Consider the following 13,497-nt stretch of genomic DNA (forward strand, 5'->3'; position numbering starts at 1 on the left):
TCGATCAGGTTAGCCGTCACCTCAATTGATGTCCTGGGTACTAAAGGTTCAAATTTCTAGGACTGATGAAAACGATCAGCTTTGACTACGCCGTTCCCTTCGGCCGCCATGCTATCAATCAATTCGTCACATATCTGGTGATACAGGCCCTATAACCGCGCTTGAATAAACTGGTCTGAATTCGCGCAAGGCCAAAGCTCATCTACCATTTTGCTGAGATGTTCATCACCTAGAAGACCATCAAGAAGCAGATTCAATACATGTTCGGCGCAGACGTCTTGACCCTCAATAGTTTTCAATGTGCCTAACTTCGCCTTCCCACGCTCGTTCAGGCGGTCAAAAAACAAAAGAAGAAGATCGTTTTTGTTTCCTGCAAGGTGAGGGATTAACGAACGGAGTAGCCCATCGTCGGTTTCTACTGTGGATAGGGTTGGTTGAGCCAATTCCTCTCGGGCCCCAATGCGTTCCAGAGCGTCCAAAATTTGCGTAATACATTCTTTATAGTTCTTGGGACGTACCAAAAATGTTTCGCGATGTACGACGACTGGTTCAGTGAAGTCGCGATGCAGCGACAAGCAGTTTGCCAGATGTCCTTTGGATCGTCAGTTGGATTAACACAGAAGTGGTAGGGGCAATGCTGGGCTCGCTCCGAGGCCAGCTGCGAGCCCGGAAGCAACTGACGCCGCAGGGTGCCGAATGTCGGCTATTGGCGAGCCGAACATCTTCTTATCGTTCCAAGACGCTTCCAGATGTTCTGGCTGACCTTCCATCCCGCGACTACTGAGCCAGGCATTTTCTTCTTGCTGCCGAACAAGCCATGCTTCGATCTGTTGAGCTGGGTTTTCGGATAGGCCATCTAACTGCTCCCGCTTCGTGCGCATATGAGCTGAACCTGCAATGAAGGACGCCAGCGTTGTTTATTCAAGCACTGTGAATTGTTTGGGTTGATCGGTCAGCTTATGGTCTGGCGCATCATCCCAGATAGAAACTTCGGCAATCAGGGCTGACTTTGGGCTCAGTAAGATCGGTGCACCTGGCGGGGCCAGCATGCAGCCGCCAACAATGACTGCGATATGATAAAACTTGCTGCCGCCATACAGACCAAACCGTTCGTCAATTGCCTGATTGAGGTTTCGCGTCAGTTCTTGTTAGGGTGCCCGGTGAGAGAGAAATGCTGCCGGCGTCATCGGCTACCACCACGCTATGCCCAAGCTTGAAGTCGTCAAGAACTTCGGGCGCACCCCGCCAATTGGTCCACGCTGCGCGCCGCGAGAAGAAATTGAGCGGCCACCCTTTGTAACTATTTCATCCTTTTGTCAGCGCCTCAGTCCTGCAAAAGCAGGTTTTGCCTAATCGACTCCACTTCTTCATCACTAATGCCGAGAATATCGCGGCGATAAGTGTCAAAAGAACCATGAGCATCCTTGACCGCCTGAAGGGAGGCTTTGATTTGTTCCGGATGCGCTCCGAAGGCCGGACGCAGCGAGTGTGGGCCCTTGCCAACCAGTTGCTCGAGCTCGTCGTAGGTGAAGGCATTGGTGGTCAGGTAGTCGCGCACGGCATCCTCTTCGGAATAGCCTAAAGTCAACATGGTGACGGCCGCCATGTATCCCGTACGGTCCTTTCCGCCTGCGCAGTGAAATAGCATCGGAAAGTTGTTCGCATCGGTGAGCAGATGCAGGAACCGGGACACTTTCGGATCAAACTTGGTCGCAAAATCCCGGTAACGGTCAATCCTGATCTGGCGCAAGTCGACATCGTGATCCGCAAGCAACTGGTCGATCTCATCGAACTTGCCTTCAAACCACATAGGGCGGATTTGAGACGCGATCTCGATGGGCATGATCTTGGCGATGTCGGCTGGATCTGAGCCAATGGGCAGATTGACGTTGAAATCCACCGAAGGAATCTGCGCGTTTGGGTGCGTTTCCAGTTCTTCCGGGGTGCGCAAATCAACAATGGTCTCGATAGCGAGGCCATTCAGCTCGGCAATGGCGGCATCGGAAAGGCCGTCCAACTGATCCGAGCGAAAGAGCACACCGGGCTTGATCCCCGCATCAGGTGTCGTGAGTTCACGAAAATTCTCAAGCCCGTCGATCGGATGACTAACTGTCACGTCTTTGCACTCCGATGGCAGATCAATGTCCAAAGCAGTACTGCAGGCTGTCGTTTGCGCGGTCGCTGTGCCGACAGTGAATGTGCACGCAATTACCGCTGCCAAGCTCAATGGGGAGTGCGCTTTCATACCGTGTGTCCTCAAAGCAGAAATCTCTTGATCAGACGCTCTTTAATCAGAGGAAGGATAGATATAGAAAGTTAAAGTCCATATGGTTTACCGATGGAGTTACGAATGCCCGAGATCGAGCAGTTACGCGCTTTTGTCACCGCAGTTGAGTGTGGTTCGTTCTCTGCCGCCGCGCGAAAACTGGGCAAAGCACAATCTGCCGTCAGCGCGACGATCTCCAATCTGGAAATCGATCTGGATCTGTCGCTATTCCACAGAGATGGCTATCGACCCGTGTTAACGGATGCCGGTGAGTCATTACTGAAGCACGCAAGGTCGGTATTGAGCAGCATGGACATGCTCCGAGGGCAAGCCGAAGCGCTGAGCGGATCTATTGAGCCCAGGTTTTCCTTCTTTGTCGAAGATGGGTTGTTGGTGGATCGTGTTCGAAGCCTGTTAACTGGCACAGCCGATAGGTTCCCAAGCTTAGAGCTCCGTGTGGAGCAGCTTTCGAGGGCTTCTGTTCTCAAGGCAGTTCAGTTAGGTGATGCGGACGCTGCTTTTGTATGTGAGGCACCCAAGGAGGCTCAAAGCTACAGATGCCTCGGCGTCGGGTTTCAGAGGGTCGTGCCCGTGTGTCACTCTGACCACCCGCTGGCTAAACTGGCGACCGTGGGGCGGAAAGACCTGTCGCAATACCGTCAAGCGGTGGAACCGAGTTCAGTCGCTTCAATCGCTGGAGACCGCATTTTCAGCCCGGACATTTGGACCTCAAGTACCCCGATCACTAGAAAAGCGCTTGTGATGGGTGGCTTGGGCTGGGCAGAGTTGCCGGTCGTTTCGGTGGAGCGAGAAGTCCTGCGCGGCGAGTTAAAGGTTTTGGAGTACGAATTCGCACAGAACGCGATCCTGAGGACGGTGGATTTCCTCAAAATAAACGCGACCGACCAAGGGCCTGTGATGAGGTGGTTGACGAGTGAAATCACAACCTGGGATCAGCGCGCCTGGATTGGCGATCATCAGGTTGGCAGGCGTTAGCATAGCCAACATTCGGGCAAACGCAGCGAATTCACTGTTTGTCGGCTTAAAAACACTGTCATTTAAGCCAAATGTACGGCGATCATTACGGTTGGCCAGTAACCAAAAAGTTCTGAGAACCACCTTGAGCACCGCATCATGCAAGGGTGGATTTACTTTGGAACGTGATGCACTCTGGAAACCCACGCCCGGGTAGGAGTAACCAGAATGCCCCAATACAACGATTTGTTCGAACTCTCAGTCGAGGACATCGATCTGATTGAAGTATCCCTGCGGCGCGCACTAACCTCATTGTCGGTTGGAGCCCCTGGTGAAAGCGAAGACGAAAAGAAAGAACGGAATGACAGCTTGCACCGAATTCAGGATCTGCTTGGGCGGCTGCACGATCAGAAGATATTCTATCGGCCTAAGTCGGGTGTGTATGTCGGCGGTTGACTAGTAGTCCAAACAGATCTGACGGGCTAACGCGAGCTGGGCAATCCAAGAGTTCGGAACCCGTCCGCGCGGGCCACGCGTCGATCCGACAACATCCGCTGTGAGCCCATCATATTGACTGATGCACTTAGCCCGAAGCGTCGCAATGTGTTAGAAACGGACCTTTAGCTCGGATGTAAATTCGATCTGGCAATTCTATTAATTTCCTTAATAGTCCAATTGGACTAAAAAAATTGACACGGCCTTCCGATGACCGTATTCGACCTCCGGAAACCATCTTTCGGAAGGTCACATCATGACAATTAATTGGGAATTACCCGCATTCCGTCCCGGCATCTGGGGTGCAATCGACAAGTTCATTGGCCCCGGTGCCACCAAGGCCGAAAAAAACATTCAACTCTATCCGCCGTTTCTGTTCGCGACTGGCGTTGTCGGTGTCGGGCTCTATGCACAGTTTGACTGGTCGATCTGGCAGTTTGTGATCATCGCGCTTCTGGCCGTGGACATGGTCGGTGGGGTGATCACAAACGCGACTTCAGCAGCAAAGCGCTGGTTCTTCCGCGAGGGTGAGGGCTTCAAGCAGCACATGAGTTTCATTGCGATTCACTTGCTTCAGATCGTGGTCTTCAGTTGGGCTTTTCAGGGTTTTGACGTTTTGTGGGTCGCCGGGGTGTATGGGATGCTAATGGCATCCAGTGTCATCATCCTCAAATCGCCGCTTTATCTGCGACGCCCGGTGGCAGCGACACTTTACGCGGCCGCTCTGCTTTTGTCGCTTTATGTGTTTGACAGCCCACCCTATCTAGAATGGTTCCTGCCGATCCTGTTCTTCAAGATCCTGGTTAGCCATGTGTTGCGCGAGGAGCCTTACCAGCCGGAATAGGCATGTGTGTCGTTACCGCCCGGACATGTAGTCCAGCATCAAAACGCCGAACAAGCGGGCCAAGGCATCTTCGGCTCGCTTTTCTCCGACAATGCGCGCGGCCACTGTGCGATAGGCATCCATGGCGACCAGCATAGCCTCGTCCCCGGCAACCTCGGCTGGGCTTTTGCCGCGCAGATACTCGAAGGTCAGCGCCATCTCCATAGCAAAGTTCCGACGTAGGACATCTGTCAGGCGCGCCAGGTTTTCTTCCTCGGAAAGGTCCGGGTCGACAATATCCGTATCAAACGCAGCCATAACCTGTTTGGTGCAGGCCAGGAACAGGTCTTCCTTGGTCGGAAAGTAGTGATAAAGCGCGCTTTTCGAAACACCCAGATAGGCCGCAACCTTGCGCATGCTGGTCCCGGCATAACCGTGATCCGAGAAGTATTTGGCCGCCCGTTGCGCCAGATCCTGGCTGTGGGCGTCATGATCAACAATTTTCGGCATTTTTTCGTCCATGTGGTCCAATTACGATTGACACGGATTGAAGGTGGGGTCCACAAATATTAAATAGTCCAAGTGGTCTAAAAGGGATGAGCACCATGCCAGATATTTTCCTTTCCTTGAAACTGACCCATTTGCTTGCCGCACTCATCACGGTGGGGGCGACCATCATCAACGGCGTGATCCACGCCCATGCCCGCGCCGCGACCCAGGTAGAGGCAGCCGCCCATTTACGGGTTTTGACGCGGATCAACAGGATCTTCATGGGGCCATCGCTTCTCATCATCCCGGCCTCGGGCCTGTGGATGATGCTGCTGCTGAGTTATGACTGGTGGACCGGTTGGATTGTGGTCTCAATTGCCCTCTGGCTCGCTCTGCTTCTGGCATTTCTGATCGGGGACCGAATCGAACGACAACTGCATGACACAGCGGTCGCCGCCACCCACAAGGGCGTTTCGGTGCTGTCCGAGAGCTATGAAACCACGTTCAAGAAAGACTCACCGATCGGTGGTGCCGCATTCATCATGAGCATCACCAGGCTTGTTTTGATGGTGTTCAAACCGTTCTAAGACGCGCCCATGATTGCTACGAGACTAGGGATAGATTGATGATAACCAAATACGGCGGCGTGGACCGCGCACATGATCGCTCGTTCGGGATCAAACTGATCTTTGCCCTTCTGCACAGCACCATTGTGGCGGTCTGCCTCTGGTTGGCTTTCGGGGGTTTCGAATGGGCCGATCCTACCCGAGGCAAACTGCTGGCAGGGGCGGCAGTACTCTATTGGTTGCGCCACATGATCACCCTGTTCGTACTGCTGCAGCGCAAGGTCGAACTGTCCGAAGGATTGGGGCTGACCGTCTTCATCGCTATCTTCGAAATCGGCTTCTTGCTGCTCGGAACTGGCTTTCTTTCCGGTCAAGCCACACCGTTTGGTCCATGGGATTGGATCGGGATCGCGCTACTTCTGATCGGCTCATATCTGAACACAGGCTCCGAACTGCAACGCCGTGCGTGGAAGAAGCTACCGGACTCCAAGGGGCGGTGTTACACAGATGGCCTCTTCGCCTATTCAATGCACATCAACTACCTGGGCGACAGCATCCTGTTCACCGGCTGGGCGATCCTGACGGCCTCAATCTGGGCGTTCTCAATCCCGGCGCTGATGACCTATCTGTTCATCTTTTACCATATCCCGCCACTCGACGAGTATCTGGCGGATCGCTATGGCAAGGAATTCAATGCCTATGCCGGAAAAACCGCGAAATTCGTGCCGTTCCTCTATTAAGTGGGCGGTTGGCGCAAGCACCTGAAAAAGGGAGATAAAGACTGCAAACGGATTGGACGCATGGTCGACGGCACTGGCAACCTAACGTGCGTATTCGTTGGCTAAAACGACCGATATTGACAGTCCGATCGGAAAGCGGCCCTTGATATAGTCGCAGCCAAAGGTCACACTGTCCCGCGGCACCGCAATCTGCGTTCCACTTAGGGAAGATCCGGTTTGCGTGGTTCGCGACATGCAGCATGAGCGAAAAACCGAATTGTGATCAACGGTTGGTAACGGCTTTCTTCGCGCGGAGGCGCGTCGCAAAGAATGGCAGCAGAGAGCCCATTTCGACCAATGCCGCGCATCGCATCAATGTCCGCTCTTCGGACTACGGCCAAAAATGTGAAAAAAACCAAAAGGGGGGTGCCAAGGGTTTGTGGCACAAGGTTTTGCAGGGCTTTCAGTATACAGCCCGACAATGCTTAAAAACGGCCGTTTTTTGACATGGGGGTCATGACCTAGGGACTTTGACACTTCAGCACCCGATGTTGCTGAACTGTGTCATCTTGCGTCGCATGTTGTTGTTGCTCGCATGCGATCAAGATGGAAAATTATGCTTATGGCTTCGCTTGCCATTCTTGCGAAGGCAAGTGGTATCGGCTTCACCGGTGGAAACACCCGATTTTGACAAAGGCGCTGAGATCTAGGGTTATTGAAGCTGCCGCTAATCCACCAGCCAAACCTGATCGGTCTGCATTATCAGACTCCGTAGGAACGTAGAGCGCGTACTGTCTGGTAAGAGGGATTGTCTGAACAGTTATTCTCTACGCCAGGCAAGAGATTCAATCTATCATCCCCCCCCCAGAACCGTGTCTGATTAACAATCTGGGCGTGGAATAGGGCGTTAACAATTTCTATGACTTAGCGAAATCGTGTATTCTATCTTTAGCTGCCGTAAGGATGCGGGCCGATGCGCTTCATATCTAATCTCCGGCGCGACACGCTCAAGGCGTTCGCCGAGGCCGGCGCCGAGGCGCATGGCTATCTCCTTTCGAGCCACCGGATCACGCCAGCGGCACTTCAGGACGCGGCGGAGGTCCGCGCCATGGGCCTGCCACTCTTTGCCGACAATGGCACGATCGAACTGATTGGCGAGGTCACCGCCGGATTCGGGCACGAGGCGGCGCTTGTTCGCGATGAGGTCAAGGAGATCCGGCGGACGGTCGGGCGCATCCCGCGCGGGCGCGATGTCCCCGATGCCCTCCGCGACCGGGCATCGGCGCTCGCCGACTCGGTGACCGATGCGGCCGAGGCGCAATCCGAGATGCGTGACCACGACGCGCTGCTTGCGGCGCAGCTTTCCATGGACCCGACCGACCTCATCGCCAATGAGGATTTCGGGACGGCCTGCCTGATGGCGCTCGGTATCGAGCGCGAAATCACGAGGTGGAGTGTCGACCGATATCGGACGCTTGCCCGGCGAAGCATTCGGCTCTGGCGGCGGGTCGCGGAGGATCCGGCCGTGGCGGGGCGCCTCATCTATGCGGTGCTCGGCGCGGTCGATTACAACACCGCGCGCGCGGCTGGGCAGGAGGCGATGGGGGCGGGCGTTAGGAATGTCGCGCTCAGCGTGGCGAGCTTTGCAAGTGACCCGACAGCCACGGATTTCTACGTCATGGGGACGGCAAGCCTGAAGCTCGCTCGCCCGGCGCCACGGCGTTATGTGCGCCTTGCCCAGGTCGTGCGCGGTCTCTCGGACGGGGCGAGAGATGCCGGCGGCGCGTTCGACCGGCTCCACTGCCTCGGCCTCGGCGCGCCGCCGCTGCTGCCGGTCGCGGCGCTCGGCCTTGCGCCCGAAACGGAACTAACCACCGACGCGACGAGCCCGATCCATGCGGCGGTTAAAGATCGCGTCCTCTATGACCCGGAGGCGCGGGGCGATCGGGCGACGACGATCGAGATCGTGGAGCGGATCATGGCCGGCGGCGACTGGCCGTTCGTCAGCCCATTCGCGAGCAAGTTCAGGGAGGAGTTCGGGTACCGGCCCGAGGATGCGCGGCGCTGGTGGTCTGACAATGGCGAGCCGCCGGTCGACAACACGCTGCTTTCCACACCGAGCGACCTAACCGAAGCGCTGCCGCTCTTCGCCGAGGCCGACCCGGACATCCAGCCCATTGCACGCGAAACGCGCATTGCCCACAATCACTGGGTCATCGGCATGCTCGCAGCGCAGCGCAGCCAGCCGGACCGGCACAAGGCGGCAAGCGAGATCATTGAGGGATGGCTCGCCGGCCCTTCTACCGTTACCGCTCGTGGCCTCGCTGTCGCGAAGGAAATCTTGTCGCGCCCGGCACTTTAAGTGTCGTTGAAATCAGGCGAGCTTGAACGCCTTGGCCTCATGCTCGCAGTTTTCCAGCGCTTCCTGGTGTTCGTAGAGCTTCTCGCGCAGCGCATCGATAGTTCTCTCAAGCGGCTCCATCTTCCAGAACCGATGCTGCTGAAGCTTTCCGCGCGCCTCGGCGCATTCGGGCGGGGTCTCGAATTCGATGACCGGGCAGGCCTCATGAACCTCGTGCTTCAGATCTAGCTCTTCCATATGGAAGTCCCACCAAAGGCCGGAATGGAACCCGATCCATTTCTCGTAGATCTCCACACGCAGGTGCTCGAGTTGGCATGTGTCTGACATGGCTTTCCCTCGTATTGTGTCCGTGGCAGGGACCGCTCAGGCTTCCTTGTTCTCGTGCTCGCATTCTTGCAGCCGATCCCTGAACCGGTCGCGCATTCTGTTGGCCTTAATCCAAAGGCTCGTCCTCTTGTACACGTCGACCATCCTGAACCAGCGATAGGCCTGGATCGCGTCAAAGCACTCGCCGTTCAGCTCGCGCCTCGACCCGCGCCGGAGAGGGTCTTCGAGCAGGTATCCGCCATCGGAACTCGACGGAAACAAATGATTGAGCTTCGGAATGCCGACATGCTCGCAAGCGCCGGGGATGTCCTCCAGAAGATCCTGCAGGTGTTCATCGCCCTTCTCCATCTGATCGTGGTAGTGCTCAACGAGCTTATCGGCGAGTTCGACGAGATGTTTCTCCAGTTCACAGGACATAGTTGGCCTCAATCTCGAACGAAGGGCGGGTAGATTAGGTCAGCCGCACCGAGGGCAATCGGTTCCTGCTCGTCCTGCGGGAGGTGCGGGCCGATCGACCAGATCATGTTGGCGTTGCTGCGCCAGACCTCATACCAGGGCTCAGCCGTGCGCAAAAATGCGATCCGCCAATTCTCCTTGGCAAGCTCGGCAAGGGCAAGCCGGTCAATTTCGACGGCCGGTTCATCCTCATTGAGGTCAGAGCTTGACTGGATCGTACCATTCAGCCGGACATAGGCGCCTTCCGTCAGCCCGGCATGGGGTAGATGCGCGAAGAGGACCACGGCGGGAAAGGTCGCGCCATTCGACGGATCTATCAGCCCAACGCGGCTCACGCGGGATTTGCCCGGAGGGTTGAGCACTTCGATCGTATTAACGAAGCCCTCGACCTCTACAAATTCGCCATCCGGCCGGTCGGACAGGGCATTGAGCGCAGTGTTCTTGCCGTCGGGAAGATCGCCGTCAAAGGCGGTGCTCGATGCCCTTTCGACAAGCTCCGCGACCGTTTCGGCGCGGAAACCGGACGCGATCTCCTGCATGATGCGTGCGGCGGCGGCATGGCTGCCAATCGCTTCCCGGGTCAGGCCACCGGCGCGCGCAGCCTGACGGCCGAGCGCTTCCGATTCGGAGTTGCGGCCGAGGTTCTGAAGCTCCGCAATGGAGTAGCGAAGTATGGCTTGTGACCTCAGGAACGCGGGAAGCGCGCGCTCGGATTCAACGACAATGTTCAGCGCCGCCTGGGCCGCCTCGTCGAGCGCATTGCGGGCGCATGCGACGAAAAGCTCCATCTGGAGGCCGCGCAGTTGTTTGGCGAAGCGGTCAATCAAGCGATTAGCCGCTGGAAGATAATCGGTTGCGACGAAAGCGCTGATCACCGTGTCGCTCCGTTCGGTCAGGTTGAAGCCGGCATGCGCCACGGCGACAAGGCCGCGCGACAGACCGGTGAGGATCATCGCGTCCCCCTCAACCAGTGTCTGCATGGCCTTTTGGCGAAGCCCGACTATTTCATCGAGGAGCGGGCCGCCGGTCTCCTGATCCAGGAGGGCACTCGTTTCCTCGAACGTACTGGTGTGGATCTGCTCCAGTTCGGAGCGAATATCGTCGAACTCGCCGCTGAGGTCGGCGAAGTGCGGGTCCGCCTCGATCTCGGCCATTAGGACATCGATACCGGCCAAGGGATCGATCTCTTCGCCGGCGGCCTGAAGCTCGGCAATCAACTCGGCCCGGTTCCTATCGTTGAAAGATTCCTCGAGGGCCGCGTCGGTGAAATCGTCGCTGAGCTGCTGCAAGGCCAGCGAGCGCCGTAGCGTGGCTGTATGGTCCTGATGCAGTAGCAGCGCCGCATGGGCCAGACCCAAGCACCGCCAGCCGGAATTGAGCACGACGTTCCAGTCGGCGTCGATCCCCTTTAACCTGAGTTCGACGAGTGCTTCGAATACCGGCAGATAAAGGCTAGGCGAAAGATAAGAGGGAATGGGATCGAGGCGGGTCAGTTGCAGGATCTCTTCCGCTGAGGGAGGAGAATGTTTGTCCACTGGCCGCATTTTCTGTCTCCGTGTTCGCCGTTCCTGGAACGGCCAATCTTCAGACTTTGCCTTGCTTGATCAGACCGCCGCCTGAGTTCCAGAGCGAGGTAGCAACACCGTCTCTGGATTTGATATCCTGACATCGCAAAACAAGAATGCAGTGTTGCGATGTTAGGATATACCCATCTCGCCGGAATACCACTCTGAGACTCGAAGGTCGCAGTGTTCGGGCAAAAAATTGCCCGTTGCGTAGCCAGCGGCGAGTTGGCGTACGGTCCGGTCAGGTGACGAACAAGGAGTCGCAGTTCAGGTATCGCTCATACGAAATTATCCCTCCATCTCAGCAATTTCTTGAGCCTCATGAGGTTGTGCCCGAGGACTCTGGCCAGAGAAAAAAGACCGTTTTTGTCCGCTGACTTTGAGTTCGACCGGCCCCCGTTTTCGCGCTCGCGGCGAATGTCTCCTCTGACGGGTCGCGTCCCGGCGACGGTGACCAAGGTCGAACGGCAGGAATGGGTCGCTCCGGTTGATTGTTGCCTTGGATAAACTGGTGTTGATGAATTGGTCTGTCGCTTAGCATGTTCCCTAAGGAAGCAAGAGCGTATAGGTCGGAGGCCATTGAATGGCAAAAATCAGAGTAAATATTGTTGGTGCCGGTCGCGTGGGGCAAACCATCCTCGGCCTTTTGCGACACTCATCCAAGTATTCGGTTCAGGACATACTGAGTTCTCGATTTAGATCAGCGCAAAACGCAGCCCAAATTGCGGGAATGGGCAGAGCGGTGGAGAAATATGCAGACTTAGCGCCGGCCGACCTGTGGATTTTGGCGGTGCCGGATTCTCAGATTTCAATTGCAGCAACCGAACTCGCAAAAGTTGTTGGTCAACACGATGTCAATGAAACGCCTCCAGTTGCGTTTCACTGCAGTGGTTTTTTCCCGGCAGACGAAATGGCGCCGCTTCAGAAGCTAGCCTGGCGACTGGCCAGCGTGCACCCGGTACTTACGTTCGCAGAGCCGGCAACCGCGATCCAGCAATTCGAGGGAACACTTTGTGGCATTGAGGGCGAAGTTTCTGCCTTGGATTTTATCAAGGACTTTCTGACCGAGATTGGTGGAATCCCATTTCATATCAATTCCGATAGCAAAAGCCTCTATCATGCGGCCGCCGTGATTTCGAATAACTTCACTGTGGTTTTGCAGGCGATCGCGCGTGAAGCCTGGGCTACCGCAGGAGTGCCTGATGAAATTGCAAAGCAACTGAACACCACGCTGCTTCATGCCACCTGTGAGAATGTTGCCGCCTATGGACCACTGGGAGCGCTTACGGGACCCGCATCACGAGGCGACACCTTTGTCGTCTCGCAACAAGCGAAAGATGTAGCCGCTTGGCACCCTGCTGCAGGAATTATCTACAAAGAGCTGAGCTTGCTCGCTCAGAAATTGAAGGCCGACGGTAAGACACAGGATTGGTTGGGTCCCGAAGCGTAGCCTGACCTACAATTCAACTGAGGTTGTGCGAATTCTTGGAGCCTCTTATCTCGCGCTTGCGGCGAACGGCAGGTTCGATGGGTGCACTGCGATATCTTAATCTTGGATCATGAGTCCGGAATGGGCCGCCAGGCGAAACGCTTTGCCCCGGCTACGCAAATCACCACAAAGATCGTTACCCCGATCATAGACGGCGCAACGGGCTCCGCGAGCAAAAGAGCCGCGAGGATCAGGCCGAAGAACGGCTGGAGAAGTTGAAGCTGTCCGACACCTGCTGTGCCGCCTAGTGCTAAACCGCGATACCAGAAGATAAAACCGACCAGCATCGAAAAGATAGAGACGTAGCCTAGACTGAGCCAGACCGGCAGGGTCAGCCCGTTTGATGTAGGGGGCCATGTCAAAATCGCGAAAGCAGCCATAAAAGGTAAGGATAGGACCAGCGCCCAGGAAATCACCTGCCATCCACCGAAGCGGCGCGATATCTGTGCACCCTCCGCATAGCCCAACCCGCAAGCGAGGACGGCAGCGACCATGAAGAGGTCCCCGACGAGTGATACTTCAGCGCTTTGGCTGAGGGCGAAGCCGACGACAGCCGAGCTGCCAAGGATCGAGAATACCCAGAACAACGCGGTCGGGCGTTCTCCGCCGCGCAGAACGCCGAATGTCGCGGTGGCTAGCGGCAGGAGGCCAATGAAAACGATGGAATGTGCAGCGGTGATGTGCTGTAGCGCCAGCGCTGTTAAAAGCGGAAAGCCGATCACTACACCCAAGGCTACAACCACAAGAGAAAACAGGTTCTCACGCGAAGGTAGCTTTTCTTTGAAAAAGGCCAGCAGGGAAAGCGCAAGTACAGCCGCAAGAACCGCTCGGGCGGATGTCAGGAAGAACGGGTCTAGACCACTGACCGCCACCCTCGTTGCGGGAAGTGACCCACTGAAGATCAATACACCGAGCAGTCCGCTGCCCCAGCCAGAAAACGAGGAGTTCATAAATTAACGGTCCTT

The 13,497-nt window shown here is 56.1% G+C and carries 14 protein-coding genes; 7 read left to right on the forward strand and 7 right to left on the reverse strand.

Going from position 1 to position 13,497, the window contains the following annotated elements; translation table 11 throughout:
- Positions 1-149: 149 nt before the first annotated feature.
- Entirely contained in the window at positions 150-575 is a 426-nt protein-coding gene (locus tag AC2FLJ_RS16210; protein WP_496706746.1) for a hypothetical protein, read from the reverse strand.
- Positions 576-1,324: 749 nt separating this feature from the next.
- Positions 1,325-2,149, reverse strand: a complete 825-nt coding sequence (locus AC2FLJ_RS16215; RefSeq protein ID WP_496706748.1) for a tyrosine-protein phosphatase — start codon at positions 2,147-2,149, stop codon at positions 1,325-1,327.
- A gap of 201 nt (positions 2,150-2,350) precedes the next feature.
- On the opposite strand from AC2FLJ_RS16215, the gene AC2FLJ_RS16220 reads away from it, so the two are divergent.
- The 3 genes from AC2FLJ_RS16220 (at position 2,351) to AC2FLJ_RS16230 (ending at position 4,580) form a co-directional block, all read left to right on the forward strand.
- Positions 2,351-3,262, forward strand: coding sequence for a LysR family transcriptional regulator (locus AC2FLJ_RS16220; RefSeq protein ID WP_496699044.1), 912 nt, complete (start codon positions 2,351-2,353; stop codon positions 3,260-3,262).
- 207 nt (positions 3,263-3,469) lie between these two features.
- Positions 3,470-3,697, forward strand: coding sequence for a hypothetical protein (locus AC2FLJ_RS16225; protein WP_282170395.1), 228 nt, complete (start codon positions 3,470-3,472; stop codon positions 3,695-3,697).
- Between the two features lie 295 nt (positions 3,698-3,992).
- A complete protein-coding gene (locus AC2FLJ_RS16230; protein WP_496706750.1) occupies positions 3,993-4,580 on the forward strand; it encodes a hypothetical protein in 588 nt (195 codons plus the stop codon).
- A gap of 12 nt (positions 4,581-4,592) precedes the next feature.
- On the opposite strand, the gene AC2FLJ_RS16235 is transcribed toward AC2FLJ_RS16230, so the two are convergent.
- Entirely contained in the window at positions 4,593-5,069 is a 477-nt protein-coding gene (locus tag AC2FLJ_RS16235; RefSeq protein WP_282170397.1) for a TetR/AcrR family transcriptional regulator, read from the reverse strand.
- 95 nt (positions 5,070-5,164) lie between these two features.
- Between AC2FLJ_RS16235 and AC2FLJ_RS16240 the strand changes: the two genes are divergently transcribed.
- From AC2FLJ_RS16240 to AC2FLJ_RS16250, 3 genes are all read left to right on the forward strand, one after another.
- On the forward strand, positions 5,165-5,635 hold the full coding sequence (locus tag AC2FLJ_RS16240; RefSeq protein ID WP_282170398.1) for a DUF2269 family protein: 471 nt from the start codon (positions 5,165-5,167) through the stop codon (positions 5,633-5,635).
- Positions 5,636-5,673: 38 nt separating this feature from the next.
- Entirely contained in the window at positions 5,674-6,354 is a 681-nt protein-coding gene (locus tag AC2FLJ_RS16245) for a DUF1295 domain-containing protein (RefSeq protein WP_282170399.1), read from the forward strand.
- A gap of 952 nt (positions 6,355-7,306) precedes the next feature.
- Complete coding sequence (locus tag AC2FLJ_RS16250; protein ID WP_282170400.1) at positions 7,307-8,695, forward strand: hypothetical protein; 1,389 nt, start codon at positions 7,307-7,309, stop codon at positions 8,693-8,695.
- 12 nt (positions 8,696-8,707) lie between these two features.
- On the opposite strand, the gene AC2FLJ_RS16255 is transcribed toward AC2FLJ_RS16250, so the two are convergent.
- The 3 genes from AC2FLJ_RS16255 to AC2FLJ_RS16265 are packed head-to-tail and all read right to left on the reverse strand — an operon-like array spanning position 8,708 to position 11,022.
- Positions 8,708-9,022, reverse strand: a complete 315-nt coding sequence (locus AC2FLJ_RS16255) for a hypothetical protein (protein WP_282170401.1) — start codon at positions 9,020-9,022, stop codon at positions 8,708-8,710.
- Positions 9,023-9,058: 36 nt separating this feature from the next.
- The gene (locus tag AC2FLJ_RS16260) at positions 9,059-9,439 is read right to left on the reverse strand and encodes a hypothetical protein (protein ID WP_282170402.1); all 381 of its coding nucleotides are present in this window, start codon (positions 9,437-9,439) and stop codon (positions 9,059-9,061) included.
- 8 nt (positions 9,440-9,447) lie between these two features.
- Complete coding sequence (locus AC2FLJ_RS16265) at positions 9,448-11,022, reverse strand: hypothetical protein (protein WP_496699038.1); 1,575 nt, start codon at positions 11,020-11,022, stop codon at positions 9,448-9,450.
- Between the two features lie 604 nt (positions 11,023-11,626).
- Here AC2FLJ_RS16265 and AC2FLJ_RS16270 point away from each other — a divergent pair.
- Positions 11,627-12,493 carry a Rossmann-like and DUF2520 domain-containing protein gene (locus AC2FLJ_RS16270; RefSeq protein WP_496699036.1) on the forward strand — a complete coding sequence of 289 codons (867 nt, stop codon included), beginning with the start codon at positions 11,627-11,629 and terminating at the stop codon, positions 12,491-12,493.
- A 107-nt stretch (positions 12,494-12,600) separates the two neighbouring features.
- Here the strand turns inward: AC2FLJ_RS16270 and AC2FLJ_RS16275 are convergent, their stop codons facing one another.
- A complete protein-coding gene (locus AC2FLJ_RS16275) occupies positions 12,601-13,482 on the reverse strand; it encodes a DMT family transporter (RefSeq protein WP_496699035.1) in 882 nt (293 codons plus the stop codon).
- Between the last annotated feature and the right edge of the window lie 15 nt (positions 13,483-13,497).

It is taken from the genome of Ruegeria sp. CDSA034 (assembly GCF_059612275.1).